The 16424-nt window shown below is 58.9% G+C and carries 14 protein-coding genes, 1 other RNA gene and 1 riboswitch; of the genes, 6 read left to right on the top strand and 9 right to left on the bottom strand.

Annotated elements, in window-relative coordinates; genetic code table 11:
• Nucleotides 1-13: 13 nt before the first annotated feature.
• The 5 genes from ACR0KL_RS21540 to ACR0KL_RS21520 all read right to left on the bottom strand — a co-directional run bounded on the left by ACR0KL_RS21540 (nt 14) and on the right by ACR0KL_RS21520 (nt 6385).
• Nucleotides 14-1591: an ABC transporter ATP-binding protein gene (locus ACR0KL_RS21540; RefSeq protein WP_170677905.1), complete on the bottom strand. Its 1578-nt coding sequence runs from the start codon at nt 1589-1591 to the stop codon at nt 14-16.
• On the bottom strand, nt 1588-2694 hold the full coding sequence (locus ACR0KL_RS21535; protein WP_170677907.1) for an ABC transporter permease: 1107 nt from the start codon (nt 2692-2694) through the stop codon (nt 1588-1590). Before ACR0KL_RS21535 ends, ACR0KL_RS21540 begins: the two co-directional genes overlap by 4 nt.
• A complete protein-coding gene (locus ACR0KL_RS21530; protein WP_170460207.1) occupies nt 2695-3789 on the bottom strand; it encodes a microcin C ABC transporter permease YejB in 1095 nt (364 codons plus the stop codon).
• Between the two features lies 1 nt (nt 3790).
• Entirely contained in the window at nt 3791-5698 is a 1908-nt protein-coding gene (locus ACR0KL_RS21525; protein ID WP_170677909.1) for an extracellular solute-binding protein, read from the bottom strand.
• A gap of 171 nt (nt 5699-5869) precedes the next feature.
• Nucleotides 5870-6385, bottom strand: coding sequence for a c-type cytochrome (locus tag ACR0KL_RS21520; protein ID WP_170471271.1), 516 nt, complete (start codon nt 6383-6385; stop codon nt 5870-5872).
• Between the two features lie 120 nt (nt 6386-6505).
• Between ACR0KL_RS21520 and ACR0KL_RS21515 the strand changes: the two genes are divergently transcribed.
• On the top strand, nt 6506-7339 hold the full coding sequence (locus tag ACR0KL_RS21515; RefSeq protein WP_170677911.1) for a prephenate dehydratase: 834 nt from the start codon (nt 6506-6508) through the stop codon (nt 7337-7339).
• A 25-nt stretch (nt 7340-7364) separates the two neighbouring features.
• Here the strand turns inward: ACR0KL_RS21515 and ACR0KL_RS21510 are convergent, their stop codons facing one another.
• On the bottom strand, nt 7365-7832 hold the full coding sequence (locus ACR0KL_RS21510; RefSeq protein WP_170677913.1) for an SRPBCC family protein: 468 nt from the start codon (nt 7830-7832) through the stop codon (nt 7365-7367).
• A 39-nt stretch (nt 7833-7871) separates the two neighbouring features.
• On the bottom strand, nt 7872-8855 hold the full coding sequence (gene nudC, locus ACR0KL_RS21505; protein WP_170677915.1) for an NAD(+) diphosphatase: 984 nt from the start codon (nt 8853-8855) through the stop codon (nt 7872-7874).
• A 185-nt stretch (nt 8856-9040) separates the two neighbouring features.
• Between nudC and ACR0KL_RS21500 the strand changes: the two genes are divergently transcribed.
• From ACR0KL_RS21500 to rsgA, 3 genes are all read left to right on the top strand, one after another.
• Nucleotides 9041-10888: a bifunctional 2',3'-cyclic-nucleotide 2'-phosphodiesterase/3'-nucleotidase gene (locus ACR0KL_RS21500; protein ID WP_480777490.1), complete on the top strand. Its 1848-nt coding sequence runs from the start codon at nt 9041-9043 to the stop codon at nt 10886-10888.
• Between the two features lie 39 nt (nt 10889-10927).
• Nucleotides 10928-11026: signal recognition particle sRNA small type (ffs, locus tag ACR0KL_RS21495), an RNA gene on the top strand.
• 157 nt (nt 11027-11183) lie between these two features.
• Nucleotides 11184-12212 carry a ribosome small subunit-dependent GTPase A gene (gene rsgA / locus ACR0KL_RS21490; RefSeq protein WP_480777489.1) on the top strand — a complete coding sequence of 343 codons (1029 nt, stop codon included), beginning with the start codon at nt 11184-11186 and terminating at the stop codon, nt 12210-12212.
• A gap of 43 nt (nt 12213-12255) precedes the next feature.
• On the opposite strand, the gene ACR0KL_RS21485 is transcribed toward rsgA, so the two are convergent.
• Nucleotides 12256-13113 (bottom strand): alpha/beta fold hydrolase, encoded by an 858-nt coding sequence (locus ACR0KL_RS21485; RefSeq protein ID WP_170642672.1) that lies wholly within the window; start codon nt 13111-13113, stop codon nt 12256-12258.
• A 160-nt stretch (nt 13114-13273) separates the two neighbouring features.
• Nucleotides 13274-13493: riboswitch (cobalamin riboswitch) on the top strand.
• Nucleotides 13494-13581: 88 nt separating this feature from the next.
• Between ACR0KL_RS21485 and ACR0KL_RS21480 the strand changes: the two genes are divergently transcribed.
• On the top strand, nt 13582-13989 hold the full coding sequence (locus tag ACR0KL_RS21480; RefSeq protein ID WP_480777488.1) for a hypothetical protein: 408 nt from the start codon (nt 13582-13584) through the stop codon (nt 13987-13989).
• Here ACR0KL_RS21480 and ACR0KL_RS21475 read toward each other — a convergent pair.
• A complete protein-coding gene (locus ACR0KL_RS21475) occupies nt 13986-14489 on the bottom strand; it encodes a phosphatase domain-containing protein (protein WP_170642670.1) in 504 nt (167 codons plus the stop codon). The genes ACR0KL_RS21480 and ACR0KL_RS21475 overlap by 4 nt on opposite strands.
• A gap of 169 nt (nt 14490-14658) precedes the next feature.
• On the opposite strand from ACR0KL_RS21475, the gene ACR0KL_RS21470 reads away from it, so the two are divergent.
• On the top strand, nt 14659-16424 hold a 1766-nt coding region (locus ACR0KL_RS21470; RefSeq protein ID WP_480777487.1), incomplete at its 3' end, for a DNA polymerase III subunit gamma/tau.

Below are 16424 nucleotides of genomic sequence, written 5' to 3'. Positions count from 1 at the left end.
CGCGAGGCGGGCCTTAGCCCGCCGCCGCAATCAGTTCACGGGTGTAATCTGTTTGCGCATTTTCAAACAGATCCTCGGATGCGCCCATCTCGACCACGTCGCCGTTGCGCATGACGATGACCTTGTGGGACATCGCCCGCACAACTTTCAAGTCGTGGCTGATGAACAGATACGCCAGCCCGTATTTCCGCTGCAGATCGCGCAGGAGATCAACGATTTGCACCTGCACCGTCATGTCCAGCGCGCTTGTCGGCTCATCCAGTACCAGTAGTTTCGGGCGCAGCACCATGGCCCGCGCAATCGCAATCCGCTGACGCTGCCCGCCCGAAAACTCATGCGGGTAGCGGTCCATTGAGGCCGGGTCCAAGCCCACCTCTGTCATCACTTCGGCCACTAGCTCGCGCGGGGCGCGATGGGGGTCGACATTGTGAATGGACAGCCCCTCGGAGATGATCTGCTGGCATGTCATACGTGGGCTCAGGCTGCCGAACGGGTCCTGAAACACGATCTGCATGTCCTTGCGCAGGCGCCGCAACTCTCGCGTGGACCAGCGGCGCACATCCTGATCGCGGAAGGTGATCCCACCCTCGGACGCGATCAACCGCATTATAGCCAGCGCCATCGTCGTCTTGCCCGAGCCGCTTTCTCCGACAATCCCAAGGGTTTCCCCGGCCCGCACGCTAAACGTTGCATCGTTGACGGCTTTTACATAGCCGACCGTGCGTTTCAGAAAGCCCCGCTGAATCGGGAACCAGACCTTCAGGTGGTCGGTTCGGGCGACCTCTTCCGCACCTGCGTCTACGGGGTCGGGGTGTCCCGAAGGCTCAGCCTCCAGCAATTTACGCGTGTAGGGATGCTGTGGGTTGTTGAAAATCTCAGCCGTGATCCCGGTTTCGACAATCTCACCGTCTTTCATCACACAGACCCGGTCGGCGATCCGACGTACAATGCCAAGATCATGGGTGATGAACAGCATCCCCATGTTCTCGGATTTTTGCAGCTCGGCCAATAGTTCGAGAATTTGCGCTTGAATGGTCACATCCAAGGCGGTCGTTGGTTCATCCGCGATCAGAACATCCGGTTTGTTGGCCAGCGCCATGGCAATCATCACACGCTGTCGCTGCCCGCCCGAAAGCTGGTGCGGATAGCTATCCAGACGATCATCGGGGTCGCGAATGCCAACCTTGTTCAGCAACTCCACAATTCTGTCGCGCGCGGCATCCCCGGCCAGGCCCTGATGCAACGCCAGCGATTCCGCCATCTGCTTCTGGATCGTGTGCAGCGGGTTAAGCGAGGTCATCGGCTCCTGAAAGATGAAGCTGATATCATTGCCGCGCACCTCCATCAGCTTGTCCTCGGACGCCCCGATCATCTCGGCCCCGTCATATTTGACCGAGCCTTCGACCATGGCGCTATCGCCCAGCAGCGACACGGTCGACAATGCCGTCACCGACTTGCCCGAGCCGGACTCACCCACCAGGGCAACCGTCTCACCCCGATCCACGGTGAAGGAGACGCCTTTAACCGCAGCCGACACCTTTCCGTCCTGCCGGAATGAGACCTTGAGGTTGTTTACATCCAAAAGGCTCATGAGAAGGTCTTTCTGGGATCAAATGCATCGCGGACGCCTTCAAAAATGAACACCAGCAGCGACAGCATGATGGCGAAGGTGAAAAAGGCGGTGAAGGCCAGCCACGGGGCCTGCAGGTTCTGTTTGGCTTGCAGAGTCAGCTCACCCAGAGACGGGGCCGAAGAGGGTAGACCGAAGCCAAGGAAATCCAATGAGGCTAGCCCGCCAATTGTACCAGTCACGATGAAGGGCATGAAGGTCAGCGTTGCAACCATCGCATTTGGCAGCATGTGACGGAACATGATGGTCATGTTACCGACACCCAGCGCCCGCGCGGCGCGGACATATTCCAGATTGCGCGCCCGCAGGAACTCGGCCCTCACAACGCTGACCAATCCGGTCCAGCTGAACAGGATCATCAGGATCACCAGAAGCCAGAAACTTCGGCCCAGAATGGCGAACATGATGATGATGACGTAAAGAGACGGGGTCGCGGACCATATCTCGATGACCCGTTGAAAAATTAGGTCGAGCCAGCCACCGAAGAAGCCCTGTATGGCCCCAGCGAAAATACCGATCAGGCTCGCCACGCCGGTCACCATCAGCGTGAATAGGATCGACAGACGGAAACCATAAATCACCCTCGCCAGCACGTCTCGTTTGGTATCATCCGTTCCCAGTAGGTTCTGACCATTCGGCGGCAAGGGGGCGGCACCGGAGCGATCAACGCTGGTGTTGTAGGAATAGGGGATCAGCGGCCAGATGGCCCAACCTCGCTCGAACCCTTCGGCTTGAAATGTCCCCGCCTCGATCTGCTCGATTATACCTTCGGGGTCGTCGAAACAGTCCTCAAGCCCGCCACTGTCGATCAGGCAGCGTACCTCGGGGTCGCGATAGATCGCCTCGGTCTGGAAATCGCCACCAAATTCAGTTTCCGGATAGAAGTTAAAAATCGGCGTGTAGAATTGACCACGATATTGCACGAGGATCGGTTTATCATTTGCAATGAACTCGGCGAATAGGGACAGACCGAACAGCACCGAAAAGATGATCAGAGACCAAAAGGCTCGGCCATTGCGTCGGAAATTGCGCCAACGTCGCTGGTTGAGAGGGGACAGCGCCATTTACCCCTCCCTCTTCTCAAAATCGATACGCGGATCGACCAGCACATACATCAGGTCGCTGATGATACCGACAACCAGCCCCATCAGACCAAAGATGAACAGAGTGCCAAAGATCACCGGATAGTCCCGCGCCACCGCGGCCTCAAACCCAAGGCGACCCAGACCGTCCAAAGAGAAGATCGTCTCGATAATGATCGAGCCGCCGAAGAAGACACCAATGAACACTGCCGGAAAGCCCGCAATCACGATCAGCATCGCGTTGCGGAAGACATGACCATAGAGGACCTTGCGTTCCCCCAATCCCTTGGCGCGGGCGGTCATAACATATTGCTTCTTGATCTCATCCAGAAACGAGTTCTTGGTCAGCAGCGTTAGCGTTGCAAAGGCCGAGATCGTCAGGGCAATGATCGGCAGCGCAATGTGCCAGAAATAGTCGGCGATCTTGCCCAAAAGGCTCAGGCTGTCCCAATTGTCCGAGGTCAGCCCTCGCAGAGGGAAGATCTGCCAGTAGGATCCACCCGCAAACAGCACCAGCAGCAGGATGGCAAATAGGAAACCGGGGATGGCGTAGGCCACGATGATGGCTCCGCTGGTCACGGTATCGAACCGCGACCCATCTTTGACTGCTTTGCGGATGCCCAACGGAATCGAGACCAGATAGGCGATCAGCGTCGACCATAGACCCAGTGAGATAGACACGGGCATCTTTTCCAACACCAAATCAATCACGCTGATCGACCGGAAATAGCTCTCGCCAAAATCGAGCGTCAGATAATTGCCCATCATTCCAAGAAAACGCTCAAGCGGCGGCTTGTCGAAACCGAATTCCTTTTCCAATTCGGCAATGAACTCTGGAGGCAGGCCGCGCGCGCCCACATATTTGTCGTCGAAGACACCGCCTGCAGGCTCGGACCCGGCACCGGCGTCTCCACCCCCAGCGAAGCCCGCAAAGACATCGCCCTGTCCTTCGATCTGAGCGATGATTTGTTCAACGGGTCCACCCGGAACAAACTGCACAAGCGTGAAGTTGACGACCATTATGCCCAGCAAGGTCGGAATGACCAAAAGCAGGCGTCTTAGAATATAGGCGCCCATTTTACCGCAGCGCGCCTTTTGCCTTCAAATCGGCTTCTTTCTCGGGGTTGATCCACCAAAGGTCCAAATGTCCTAGCGAATAGGGTGGCAGGTTTTCAGGGTATTCGTACATGTCGTAGTAGGCTGTCCAATAGTCCGCGATGTAACCCACGGGGATCACGAAAAACTCATATCTCAGGGCACGGTCCAACGCCATAAGTGCTGCGTCCTGATCAGCCTGATTGTCGGTTTCAAAAGACGCTTCAATAATCGCGTCGACCAACGGGCTTGCCAGGCCAGCGGGATTGAACAGGCTAAAGGCTGCCTCTTCAGACCCATACATCTGGCTCAATCCGCCGCCGGTCGACAGGAATGACCCATACCGCGTGGAATAGACCATATCGTAGTCGCGCTCTCGGCTACGCAATGTGTATTGTGCCGGATCAACCTTTTCCGCAGATGCATCTACACCCAATGCCTGAAGGTTCTGAACATAGGTTTCGATCATCGTCGCCGTCGATGTCGGCAAGTTCGAAGGGTAAGGGATATTCACCTTCAGCGTCTGCCCTTCGGCATTGCGACGCACGTTGCCTTCGCCCACGGGCCAACCCGCCTCGTCCAACATCTTCGACGCTTTGCGCAGGTTGCGCCGGTCGTTCAGGCGCGCCGGATTGGATTCATGAGCGACGACGACATCCTCGGATATAAAATCGGCTGGGACGACATCGCCAAGCGTTTCCAAGAAGGCCAGCTCTGGGCCCGCTGGGGTGCCCTGTGCTTCGAGAGGTGTGCCTTGCACGAAAGAGTTGCGCGGTGAATTCAATCCAAACAACAAGGATTCGTTTGCCCATTCAAAGTTGAATGCCAGAGCCAACGCTTTGCGGACGTTCTTGTCTGCGAATTGGGGTTTGCCGAGATTGAACACAAAACCAGACGGTGTCGGCGGGCTGCCATCCTTGATTTCGTCACGCACAACGGAACCTTCTGTCAGCTTGGGGAAGTCATAGCTTGTCGCCCAGAGCTTGGGATCGCTCTCGATTCGCATCGTATATTCGCCCGCCTTGAAACCTTCGAAAGCGGCAGTCTGGTCAGCGAAGTACTCGACGCGAATAGTGTCAAAGTTGTTGCGGCCGACATTGAACGGCAGGTCTTTGCCCCAATAGTCGTCGCGGCGCTTATAGACGATACGGCGGTTGATGTCGTAACTGTCCAGCTTGTATGGACCCGAACCGACCGCCACTTCTAGCCGAGGTTCATCCAGGCGACGCGACTCGTCAGCTTCAAACCACGCTTTCGAGAAGACAGGCGTCGATCCTACGGTTTCGATCAAGCTGCGGCGCGTGACTTCTGGGTTGAACGTGAACCTCACAGTGTGATCGTCGAGCGCCTCGGCCCCGGTGACCATACGCCCGACAGCCTGCGCGTAAGACGGCAGGCCCTGCTCGATAAACAAACGGTGGCTGTAAACAACGTCTTCAGCCGTGACCGGTGTTCCATCCCAGAACATCGCCTCAGGGCGCAAGTTGAATATGACGTAGTTGCGCCCTTCGTCGTACTCGAGACTTTCAGCCAGAACACCGTAATACTGACCGACGCTGTCATCCGCGCTTTCGAACAGGCGATCATATTGGATTGTGGTTAACGCTCCGCTCCGACCCTTTCGTGAGTAAGGATTTAGCGAGTCAAAGGTTCCAGACGCTGCCAGTGACATCTCACCTCCCTTGGGAGCGTCGGGATTGACGTAATTCAGATGCGGATAGTCAGCCGGGTAGTCCAGATTTCCAAAATAGGAGTACCCGTGACTGGTTGCAACGTTTTCATCATTCGCTTGGGCGACCTCGGCTGATCCGAGCGTCACGGCGACCAACCCTAAGACCACCCCCCAATGCCGAATACTCATGTCGCGCGCAGCAGGCAGGAGGGGTTTCATATGGCTCATCCTCTGGATTGTTGTCGTCATCTATGTCTGTTCCGCCAGCTAAATCGCCAGTCCTGGCTGATTCAAGTTTAGAATGCGTGAACGCTTTGTGAAGATTTTCGACATAAAAAAAGCCGCTGCACAAGGCAGCGGCTTTGGGTTTTTTCGCAAACGTGATGGCAATCAGTTGCCAATGGTTTGCAGATAGGCAATCAGGTCAGCGCGTTCTTGAGGCTTTTTCAGGCCAGCAAAGCTCATGGATGTACCCGAGATATATGCGTTGGGTCTTTCAACGAAGGCATCAAGCGCTTCGGGGGTCCAGTTGCCACCATGCGCCTGCATCGCCGCCGAATAGCCGGTGAAACCTTTTGCCGACGCAACGGGCCGGTCTACAATGCCGTACAGGTAGGGTCCGGTGCCGTTCGCACCGTCTTCCAGTTTGTGGCACGCAGTACATTTGCGAAAAACTCTGGCGCCCTTTTCAGGGTCTGCGGCGGCCAGCAGGTCTTCAAAGACCACCTCTTCGCCATCGGCGCTTTCACCCGAGCTTTCGGTCTCGATGATGTAGGCAGCCTGTGCATCCCCATGGCCCCCATGCGAATGGTACAGGATGTCACCACCCCATTTGGCAAGAAGCAGCACAAGGAACGTGCCGAACAGGCCCGCAGCGGCCTTTGTAACTGTCATCGTGTCGAACATTGATCGCTAGTCCATTTCAGCTGTCTGAAAAGGTGTCTAAGGCTTCCCCTTGCGAGAGGCAAGGTATAGACACCGCGACGAAACGCCCAATTTTGTAACTTGTTGCACGGGACCGACCAAATGACCAAACGCATTGCCTTTCAAGGCGAACCCGGCGCCTACAGCCACGAGGCCTGCCGCAACGCGCGCCCCGATATGGAGGCGCTGCCCTGCCGCACTTTCGAGGATGTGATCGAATCAGTTCGGTCCGGCGCGGCCGATCTGGCGATGCTGCCGGTAGAAAACACGACCTATGGGCGGGTGGCGGATATCCACCGGCTGTTGCCGCATAGTGGTCTGCAAATCATTGATGAGGCCTTCGTGCGTGTCCACATCAACCTGCTGGCCGTGCCCGGTGCGACGCTGGACGACATCACCGAGGCGCATTCCCATTTGGTGCTGCTGCCCCAATGCGCGGGCTTCCTGCGCCAGCACGGTATTCATGGGCGGGTCAGCCCCGACAACGCCCGCGCCGCGCGTGAGGTGTCCGAGGCGGGTGAAATCCATTCCGCCGCTCTGGCTAGTGAACTGGCCGGAGAGATCTACGGCCTAAACGTCTTGGCCCGCCATATCGAGGATCATGGCGACAACACCACGCGTTTTCTGGTCATGTCACCCGAGGCCGACCTGTCGCGTCGGGGCGAGCACGGCATGATCACCAGCTTTGTCTTTCAGGTCCGCAACATTCCAGCGGCGCTCTATAAGGCGATGGGTGGGTTTGCGACCAACGGGATCAACATGACCAAGCTGGAAAGCTACATGGTCGATGGCTCGTTCACCGCGACCCAGTTCTATGCCGATATAGTCGGGCATCCAGAAGACCGGAACGTGCAACTGGCCATGGACGAGCTTGAGCATTTCACCACCAATGTGGAAATACTTGGCGTCTACCCGGCAGCTCAGCCACGCGGCTAGGCCCCCACTTCAGATAAAGGTGAGTCTAGGCGCCATGCCGGTGGCGCTGCTCCAGTTCTCGGGCGAATTCCGCCAGGCGCATTTGAAAGCGTTTGCGAAACCGCGCTTGGCCCAGCTTCATCGACTGCAGCAGCAACCGCGCCGGCAGGGACTTGGCGCTGAGCGACAGGTCCACACTCAAGCGGGTTCGGCGCTGAGACAGGGCCATGAAGTCAACCACCGTAACCCCAGTCATGCCCTTACCAGTCGCCTCGAATCGCATTTGCGAGGGGTGGTCGTAATCGGTCAGCAGTACGGACATCTGGCGGGGTTTGCCGCGCAGCTTGAACTCGGTCTCCCACGCCATGCCTGCGGAGGGTGCGACCCCGCCAGTGGTACGGCGCACGTCAACGCCACGGCGCATCGCCATGCGTTCGAACCGATCGAAATCGGCAACCATGTCAAAAACCGAGTGGATGGGAGCCTCGATATCTTCGCGCGCTGAAAACTGCATGTGGGCCTTTGCTGCTCGTTCTTTCCGTTTAGTGTTTCTTTAGTCCAGCGTATCTGCAAGCCAGTTCTGCAGCAGGAAATGCGCAATCGCCCCCTTGCGGGCGGGCAGCAGGCGCGGATGCTCCCCCGCGAAGGCCTGCATCATCTCGGATTTGCTGACCCACATTGCCTCTTCGATCTCAACCGGGTCGATCTGGATGTCCCGAGACAAAGCCTCGCCAGCGCAGCCGAACATCAGCGACGCCGGAAACGGCCAGGGCTGGCTTGACAGATAGGACACTGCGCCCACGGGAACGCCCGCCTCTTCCATCACCTCGCGCCGCACTGCGGACTCGAGTGTCTCGCCCGGCTCGACGAAGCCTGCCAGCAACGAGAACATACCCTCTGGCCATCCCGGTGAGCGCCCCATCAGCACGCTGTCGCCATGGGTGATCAACATGATCACAACCGGGTCGGTACGCGGGAAGTGTTGACCGCCGCAAACCGGGCAACTGCGCTGCCATCCGGCTTGTGATACGTCGCTTGGCGCGCCACAGCGAGCACAGAAGCGATGCGTCTCGTGCCAGCCAATCACCGCCTTGGCTGTCGCCGCAAGCTCGGCATCGCGGGCCGATAGGCGCGTCATGATCCGACGCAGCTCGGCAAACACATGGCCCTCAGGCAGATCGGGATGCTGTTGCTCGGACGGGTCGATGAAATTGCCCAAGCTCGCCAGATCCAGCCCCTCGGCCTGCCATTCAGAGATATCTGCGGCAAACATCGCCGCCCCGTCATCGGAGCAGCCAAGCAAGATCGGAGCCTCAACCACTCCACCTGGGCCATTCGCGACCAGAGGATGCGCCATGTTGACCAGACCCAACCGATCCAGAGCCTCGCCCTGCACCAGCACTTTTCCACGCCACAGCAACAGGCAGCGGGCGTTTGGATCTTGGGCCGCTTCGGTCAGCTTGTCCGCGTCTCCCCGCAGATGGGCCGCACGCTCAAAGCCTGAACTGCCGAATGTCACGTTTTCTGCGTTTTTCATTGGGGTCCCCTCGGCCTTTTGCGCCTAGGGCTGCCATGTCCGCGCAGGTGTTGCAATGTCAATTCACTACTGCGGCATATCGACAGGTGCCACCGAAACACCGCATGACCGTCTCGGATTTTTCACTTATTTGTCCTCTTGGTAAATTTTCTTAACTCTCATAGCGCAAAAGTAGACAACCCAACGTGACCGCAATCTCCCCGCGCATGAAAGACGCGCAGGAAGCCGGCGTGCATATCCGCATTCTGGCAACCACCGATCTGCACATGACCCTGACCGGGTTCGACTATTATGCGGACAAAACGGACCCGACCATCGGGCTGACGCGTACGGCGTCGGCGATCCGAAACGCCCGTCAACAGGTCGAGGACAGTTTGACCCTTTTGTTCGACAATGGCGACGCGCTGCAAGGGACGCCGATTGGGGACTGGGCGGTGGAAAACGAGGGCCCGCACCCGATGATGCAGGCCTTCAAGGCGCTAGAATATGACGCGATCGGCTTGGGCAATCATGATTTCGGGTTCGGACTGGATGTGCTTGAACGCGTCATAGGCCAAGCCCCTTGCCCCGTGATTTGCAGCAATCTGACCCATGTGGACGACCGGCAGCCCTGGCTGCGCAGCGTTGTCCTGACTCGGTCCATTGTGCAGGACGAAGCGATCCGAATCGGTGTGCTGTCCGTGCTTCCACCTCAAACCACGATGTGGGAGGCGCATCATTTGCAAGACACGGTCATTGCCGAGGATATCCTGACCGCCGCCCGACGAACGGCTGAGGCGTTGCGCGCGCGGGGCTGTGATCTGGTCATCGCGCTGGCGCATTCGGGGTTGGAGCAATCGGCAGCTCAGCCGGGGCTTGAGAATGCCGTCATCCCCCTTGCCGCAATTGAAGGCATTGACGCGATTATTGCCGGTCACACACATCTCTCACTACCCGGCGCGGCCCATCACGGGCTTGACGGCGTTGATGCCGAAAATGGTCTGGTCCACGGTACGCCTGTGGTCATGGCCGGGTCTGCCGGGTCTTTTCTGGGGGTCATAGATCTGCACCTGACCAAGTCGCTCAAGGGGCGCTGGCAGATCATGGATCACCACTGCAGCCTGGTCGCCACAGCTGATGAGGTTGAAGACGAAGACCTGAGCGTCCTGTTTAAGCCCGCTCATCTGGCCACGCGCAAGATGATGGCCGAACCTGTCAGCCATACCACGCAGAGCCTGCACAGCTATTTCAGTTTCTGCGCGCCGGATCGAGGGCTGGCCCTAGTGGCGACGGCGCAAGCGGCGGGTTTGCGCCCGTACCTGCACGGCACCGCCTTCGCTGGAGTGTCGATTCTGTCTGCAGTGTCCCCTTACAAATTCGGCGGCCGCGCTGGACCCAGAAACTATACGGACGTGCCTGTGGGTGAGATTTGCCTGCGACACGTCGCTGACCTGCATGTTTTTCCCAACGAACTGCGCGCCGTCGAAATCACCGGCGCGCAACTGCGGGATTGGCTTGAGATGTCGGCAAGTGTTTTCAACCAGATCCACCCAGACACCCAAGCTGAGCTGACCGATTCCCACCGGGCGGGGCATAACTTTGACGTCGTGTTTGGCGTCACATATCAGATCGACCTGTCCAGCCCGGCGCGGTTCGATAGCAACGGCGCCTTGACCGATCCAGCCGCCCAGCGCGTCCGCGACCTGTGCTTTGACGGGCAAACAGTCCGCGAAGACCAGAGCTTTGTCGTCGCCCTTAACAACTATCGCGCCAGCGGCGGTGGGCATTTCCCTTTCGTTGACAAGGCCCGGACCATTCCGCTGCCGTCCAGAGATATCAAAGAGATACTGCGCGACTACCTGTCAGATCGCCTGCCCGCAGACCCACTGGATCAGGCTCCTTACCCGTTCTCCTTAACTCCATTGAATGGTGCCAAAACGATCCTCAGAACCGGCAGCGGAGCGTTGAAGTATTTGCCTGAGCTCTGCGCGTACTCCCCGGAATTGCTGGGGCCTGATACCGAGGGCTTTGAAAGGATACGACTAACCTTGTGACGGGTTGTCATTTTCACATCCCTTCCCTATATCAGGCCCTGAGAGGTTGGCGCGGGCGAGCGCCTCGCCAACCTGGTCAGGTCCGGAAGGAAGCAGCCACAACGAGCCCCGCTTGGGTCGATGTCCAACCTCTCACTTTATATAAACCATCAGCCGCAGGAGGGCTTTATGATTGTAGCAAACTCCCTTCGGGCAGATCGGTTCTAAACCCAACTCTCCGATTGCCTGAACACATCACCAACGGATGCGCGTCTGCCATCCGATGGGATTGCTATATCTGAACACAGGCAAACCAATGTCTTTTACTCTTTCGGACCTGGGATGGTCCTCTCACTTTGCTGCACAACACGCGGCGCACGCGCAGCTTACGCCTTTTCGTCTCACCGCTGTTCACCGGGACCGTCTGGTCGGGATGAACGAGACCGCAGAAATGTCTCTATTGGCCCCTGGTCATTCCACCGGCGACTTCGCTGTCGGAGATTGGGTGCTGGCCGATGACAAGAATCGCGTTCAGCATCTGCTTGACCGGCGCAGCCTGTTGCAACGCCGTGCTGCCGGAACCGGAGCCGAGGCGCAACTGATCGCAGCCAATGTTGACGTGCTGTTCATCGTCAGCTCGTGCAATGCGGATTTCAATGTGCCCCGGCTCGAACGGTATCTGGCACTGGCGCATCAGGCGGGCTGCTATCCTGTCGTGGTCCTGACCAAAGCAGATAGCTGCTCGGACCCCGCAGCCTACGCCAAGCAGGCCGAAGCGCTGGCACCGTTTTTGACAGTCCTGACGGTCAACGCGCATGAAGCGTTAGACCTGCAGCAGGTTCTGGCATGGTGTCCGGCGAGTCAGACAGCGGCTTTGGTCGGGTCATCCGGGGTTGGCAAAACAACGCTCGCCAACGGAATGACCGGGCAGGATCAGGCAACAGCCACAATCCGCGAGGATGACGCCCGAGGCCGCCACACCACGACGTCTCGCGCCTTACATCCGATGCAAAATGGCGGTTGGCTGGTCGACACCCCCGGCATGCGCGCCCTGCGCCTGCTCGACGCGCAGGACGGGGTGGACGAAGTGTTCTCGGACATTCTGGAGCTGGCCCAAACCTGCCGGTTCTCGGATTGCCAGCATGAGGCCGAGCCCGGTTGCGCTGTGCAGGCGGCGATTGAAGCAGGCACACTGGATGCAGATCGGTTGGAACGCTGGCGCAAGCTGAGGCGCGAGGATCAGCGCAACTCTGAGACCGTGGCCGAGGCGCGGGCACGCGACAAGGCTTTCGGCAAGATGGTCCGATCTGCGATGCACGGAAAATCCGCGCGGCGCGGCGATTGAAACACGGGCTGAAAAAGGGGCGTCGGTCCGCCGGCGCCCCCCATCAAGCGATCAATCGTGGCCAGAGCACCGCATTTCGGCGGGCAAACACACCGATATGGCCGATCTCCCGAACACCAAACTCTTCCGGTGACAACAGGTGACGGCGTGCTTTTGGACCATAAAGCTCGGCCAACCGCCAAACGGCAGCTTCTGGGACCATCTCATCATCTGTGAAGGCAAAAAGGTCGACGGGAACGTCAGCATCCTGCCACGTAGCTTGCGGCAGTGTGTCTCCGATCTCGGGCAGATAGCTTTGCGGCGCGGTGCACCATTTGCGCCATTGCCAATAGACCTTAGGCGGTAGGTCTGTTCCAAACCCAAGTGCCTTGCCCGGCAAATACCCCAGGCCGCTCACGACCAGAGGCACATGCCCATACCAGAACAACCCGGCCAGAGCGCGGTACGGCCAAGGATGATCGCCCAACTTCACAAGGCCAGAACAGACGCAGATCATGCGATCAATCTTGTCGATATCCGGCTGCACTGGCCCCAGCATCCCTCCAAGCGAATGACCAACTGACCATTGCTGCGACAGCGGGAACCGTCGGCGCATCTCGGCCCGCGCGGCGGGCATGTCCTGCAACGCCCAATCGGCCATCGAAATCTTCGACCGACGCTGTGGGCCCGATTTCGAATGCCCGAATTCCCGGTAGTCGTAGATCAGACAGGCGATATCACGATCCGAGGCCAACCATTGTGCGAAATGCTTGTAGTAGTCTCGCGGAACCCCTGTCGCGCTGTTGACCACCACTACGGTTTCGGGCTGCGCCACGGGCCGGTAGATCCGCCCGGACAGGGCACCATCCCCCACCGGGATCTGAACATCTTCGATCAGCACTGTTTGGTTTGCATCCAGCATGGGCATCCTCGGTGGAAAACTGAACTGATGAGTTCACATTGCAACTTGACCCCAGACAGCCCATGCAAGTCAACTGCGATCCCGCTTGACCACGCGTCCACTTTGCGGATCGTCTTTCCGCAGCGCAGAAAGTTCAACTTGACTCAGAATGGTTATGAACGCTAGCGATGGTCCGATGGTTCCCGGCTTTCACAAGAAGTCGGGATGAAAAGGGAACACGGTGCGGTTTTCCCCGGCTTGCTCGGGACGAACCAAATCCGCGACTGCCCCCGCAACTGTAAGCGGTGAGCGATGTCGAAGATCCACTGGCCGAAAGGCCGGGAAGGTCGGCAAAGCGATGACCCGCAAGTCAGGAGACCTGCCATCGTCAACATAACCCAAACTCGGGCGGGGTGTCCGGGCAGGCCGTGACAGACCCTATCTGCCCCACCTGATCCCAGCCCCTGTCCACCGCGCGGAGGGCGCAGGATGATCTGGAAGACGAAGACACATAGGTTCTCAGCAACCATCTGCCAACATACCGGCAAGACTTGCCCTGCATTGGCACGGCTGGCGCGTTCGATGGTTGACGCACTGGACCAAGCCGGTCCGGCGACCACATCGGATTTCGAAATCGAAGGCAGCAGCGACCTGACCCATTGCACGGACGGCTGCCACGCCCGGTTTCGGGCCAGCCAGTCTCGGGTGCGGGTCTATTGCGGAGCGGACCCTAATGCCGACAGCGAGACCCTCCATCGCTACGCCGACCTTATGTTCGGAACCGAAACGAGCAGCCTGCCTAGCGCAGCGATGACATCCCTGCCCTGCGCCATGCTCGAGGCATCAGTGATTGCGCCGAGCAAAACGACCCCGGCGGAACTGCAACTGTCGGCTTAGGAGTCTGCCAAAGCTCGGGCGGGCAAGGTGGCCCAGTGCTTCTGCGCATCGGTTTCGACCGCGCAGGGGCGTAGCTTGCGCAACCGATCCAGCGCTTGGGTTGGAGCCTCGCCGCATTCGATCATCAACCGCAACACAACCATGCCAGAGCGACCACATCCGCCCTGACAATGGACAAGCACGCGCCCTCCGCCAGACAAAGCCTGCCGCGCCGCGGCACTAACATCGGGCCATTGCGCATCAACCTCTGACGGTGGCACGCCGAAATCCTGAATCGGCAGATGCACCCAGCGGCTGGCGCGCCCCTGAACGTCGCGGCCAAAATCGCGGGCTCCAAACTGGACCAGCTCGGCCTCGGTTGTCATCGAAAGCACGAGCCCCGGCCTCCAATCTCCAATCGTTTCAAGGTCGCCTGCATAGTCGCCGCCCTTTCCCGGCATCGACGTTAGGGCAAGTGTGCCCCCGCCCACTTGCAAAGCATGAATGACCAAATTCGTCATGACAGCATCCCCCCGGAAGCGTTGATCCTGACTTTAGGCTTGATTCACAATCTGCAGAGTGTACCCCTGACGCGCCGGTTTCCAAAACAAAATCGTTCTTCAACTCATGTGGACGCGGGCGGCGCAGGCCTCTACGCTGCGGTGACGTTCCGAATCCGCCAGAGCAGACATGACCGACTCAGACAGCCCCGCCTATCAGGTTCTCGCCCGAAAATACCGCCCGGAAACCTTTGCCGATCTGGTGGGTCAGGATGCGATGGTCCGCACGCTCAAAAACGCGTTCGAGGCGGATCGCATCGCGCAAGCCTTTGTCATGACAGGCATTCGCGGAACCGGTAAAACCACGACCGCACGGATCATTGCGAAAGGCATGAACTGCATCGGACCGGACGGAACTGGCGGACCCACGACCGAGCCTTGCGGCCAATGTGAGCACTGCGTCGCCATCATTGAGGGCCGTCATGTCGACGTAATGGAGATGGACGCCGCCAGCCGCACCGGCGTCAATGATATTCGCGAGATTATCGACAGTGTTCGCTACCGCGCTGCCTCGGCCCGCTACAAAATCTACATCATCGATGAGGTCCACATGCTGTCGACCAGCGCCTTCAACGCGCTGCTCAAGACGCTCGAGGAGCCGCCGGCGCATGTGAAGTTCATCTTTGCCACAACCGAGATTCGCAAGGTTCCCGTCACGGTTCTGTCGCGCTGCCAACGCTTCGACCTGCGCCGGATCGAACCCGAGGATATGATCGGCCTGCTACGCAAGATCGCCTCTGCTGAAAGCGCTGAGATTGCCGAGGATGCGTTGGCGCTGATCACCCGTGCTGCCGAGGGATCTGCTCGCGACGCGACCTCATTATTGGATCAGGCGATCTCGCATGGGGCCGGAGAGACGACGGCAGATCAAGTCCGCGCGATGCTGGGTCTCGCGGATCGTGGCCGGGTTCTGGACCTCATGGACATGATCCTGCGGGGCGATGCAGCTGGGGCGCTGACCGAGCTTGGTGGCCAATACGCCGAAGGGGCTGACCCACTGGCCGTGCTGCGTGATCTGGCCGAAATCACTCATTGGGTTTCTGTCGTGAAGATCACCCCCGATGCGGCCGAAGACCCCACTGTTTCCCCGGATGAACGCGCCCGGGGCCAGCAGATGGCTGAGGCCCTCCCCATGCGGGTGCTGACTCGGATGTGGCAGATGCTGTTGAAAGCGCTTGAGGAAGTTTCAGCCGCCCCCAACGCCATGATGGCCGCCGAAATGGCGGTGATCCGACTGACTCACGTGGCCGACCTGCCCAGCCCGGAAGAGCTGATCAAACGGCTGCAGGATACGCCTCCGCCCCCAAACGGCGGCCCAAGCGGCGGGATGCCAATCCAAAGCAACAGTGCGGCCCCGGTTGAAGCCCGCGCCGCTACAAGCTACGCCCCCGCGCCACGCGGGTCCGGCGGCGCACCAGTCGCCGCCTTGGCGCAAGATACACAGACGGCACTGGCGCGATACCCAAGTTTCGAACATGTGGTCGAGCTGATCCGGAACAACAGAGACGTCAAGCTTCTGGTCGAGGTCGAAAACGGCGTGCGGCTGGTGTCTTACCAGCCGGGACGGATCGAATTCACCCCATCGTCGCAAGCCCCAACCGATCTTGCACCACGACTGGGATCGGCCTTGCAGCGTTGGACTGGCAACAGATGGGCGGTATCCATCGTGTCGGATGGTGACGCTCCGACAATCGCCGAAATCCGCGATAAAGCCGAACTTGCGCTTAAAGAAGAGGCTACGGCGCATCCGCTTGTTCAGGCCGTTCTGGCAAGTTTTCCCAAGGCCAAAATCACCCGGATCGAAACACCGGAACAACGCGCCGCCCAAGTCGCGGTTCCGACCGGGCGATGCGCTGCTGGATCAGCAGGATCGAGCGCGACCCGGTACAGTTACAG

It is taken from the genome of Ruegeria sp. C8 (genome assembly GCF_056537565.1).
The sequence above is the reverse complement of the archived record's forward strand: the minus strand, read 5'-3'. Positions and strand labels throughout refer to the sequence as shown.

Coding starts and splice junctions, on each gene's coding strand:
- ACR0KL_RS21520 (WP_170471271.1), bottom strand. CDS start 6,385: ATGTTCGACACGATGACAGTTACAAAGGCCGCTGCGGGCCTGTTCGGC.
- ACR0KL_RS21535 (WP_170677907.1), bottom strand. CDS start 2,694: ATGGCGCTGTCCCCTCTCAACCAGCGACGTTGGCGCAATTTCCGACGC.
- ACR0KL_RS21525 (WP_170677909.1), bottom strand. CDS start 5,698: ATGAAACCCCTCCTGCCTGCTGCGCGCGACATGAGTATTCGGCATTGG.
- ACR0KL_RS21530 (WP_170460207.1), bottom strand. CDS start 3,789: ATGGGCGCCTATATTCTAAGACGCCTGCTTTTGGTCATTCCGACCTTG.
- ACR0KL_RS21540 (WP_170677905.1), bottom strand. CDS start 1,591: ATGAGCCTTTTGGATGTAAACAACCTCAAGGTCTCATTCCGGCAGGAC.
- ACR0KL_RS21510 (WP_170677913.1), bottom strand. CDS start 7,832: ATGCAGTTTTCAGCGCGCGAAGATATCGAGGCTCCCATCCACTCGGTT.
- ACR0KL_RS21515 (WP_170677911.1), top strand. CDS start 6,506: ATGACCAAACGCATTGCCTTTCAAGGCGAACCCGGCGCCTACAGCCAC.
- ACR0KL_RS21485 (WP_170642672.1), bottom strand. CDS start 13,113: ATGCTGGATGCAAACCAAACAGTGCTGATCGAAGATGTTCAGATCCCG.
- nudC (WP_170677915.1), bottom strand. CDS start 8,855: ATGAAAAACGCAGAAAACGTGACATTCGGCAGTTCAGGCTTTGAGCGT.
- ACR0KL_RS21480 (WP_480777488.1), top strand. CDS start 13,582: ATGATCTGGAAGACGAAGACACATAGGTTCTCAGCAACCATCTGCCAA.
- ACR0KL_RS21475 (WP_170642670.1), bottom strand. CDS start 14,489: ATGACGAATTTGGTCATTCATGCTTTGCAAGTGGGCGGGGGCACACTT.
- rsgA (WP_480777489.1), top strand. CDS start 11,184: ATGTCTTTTACTCTTTCGGACCTGGGATGGTCCTCTCACTTTGCTGCA.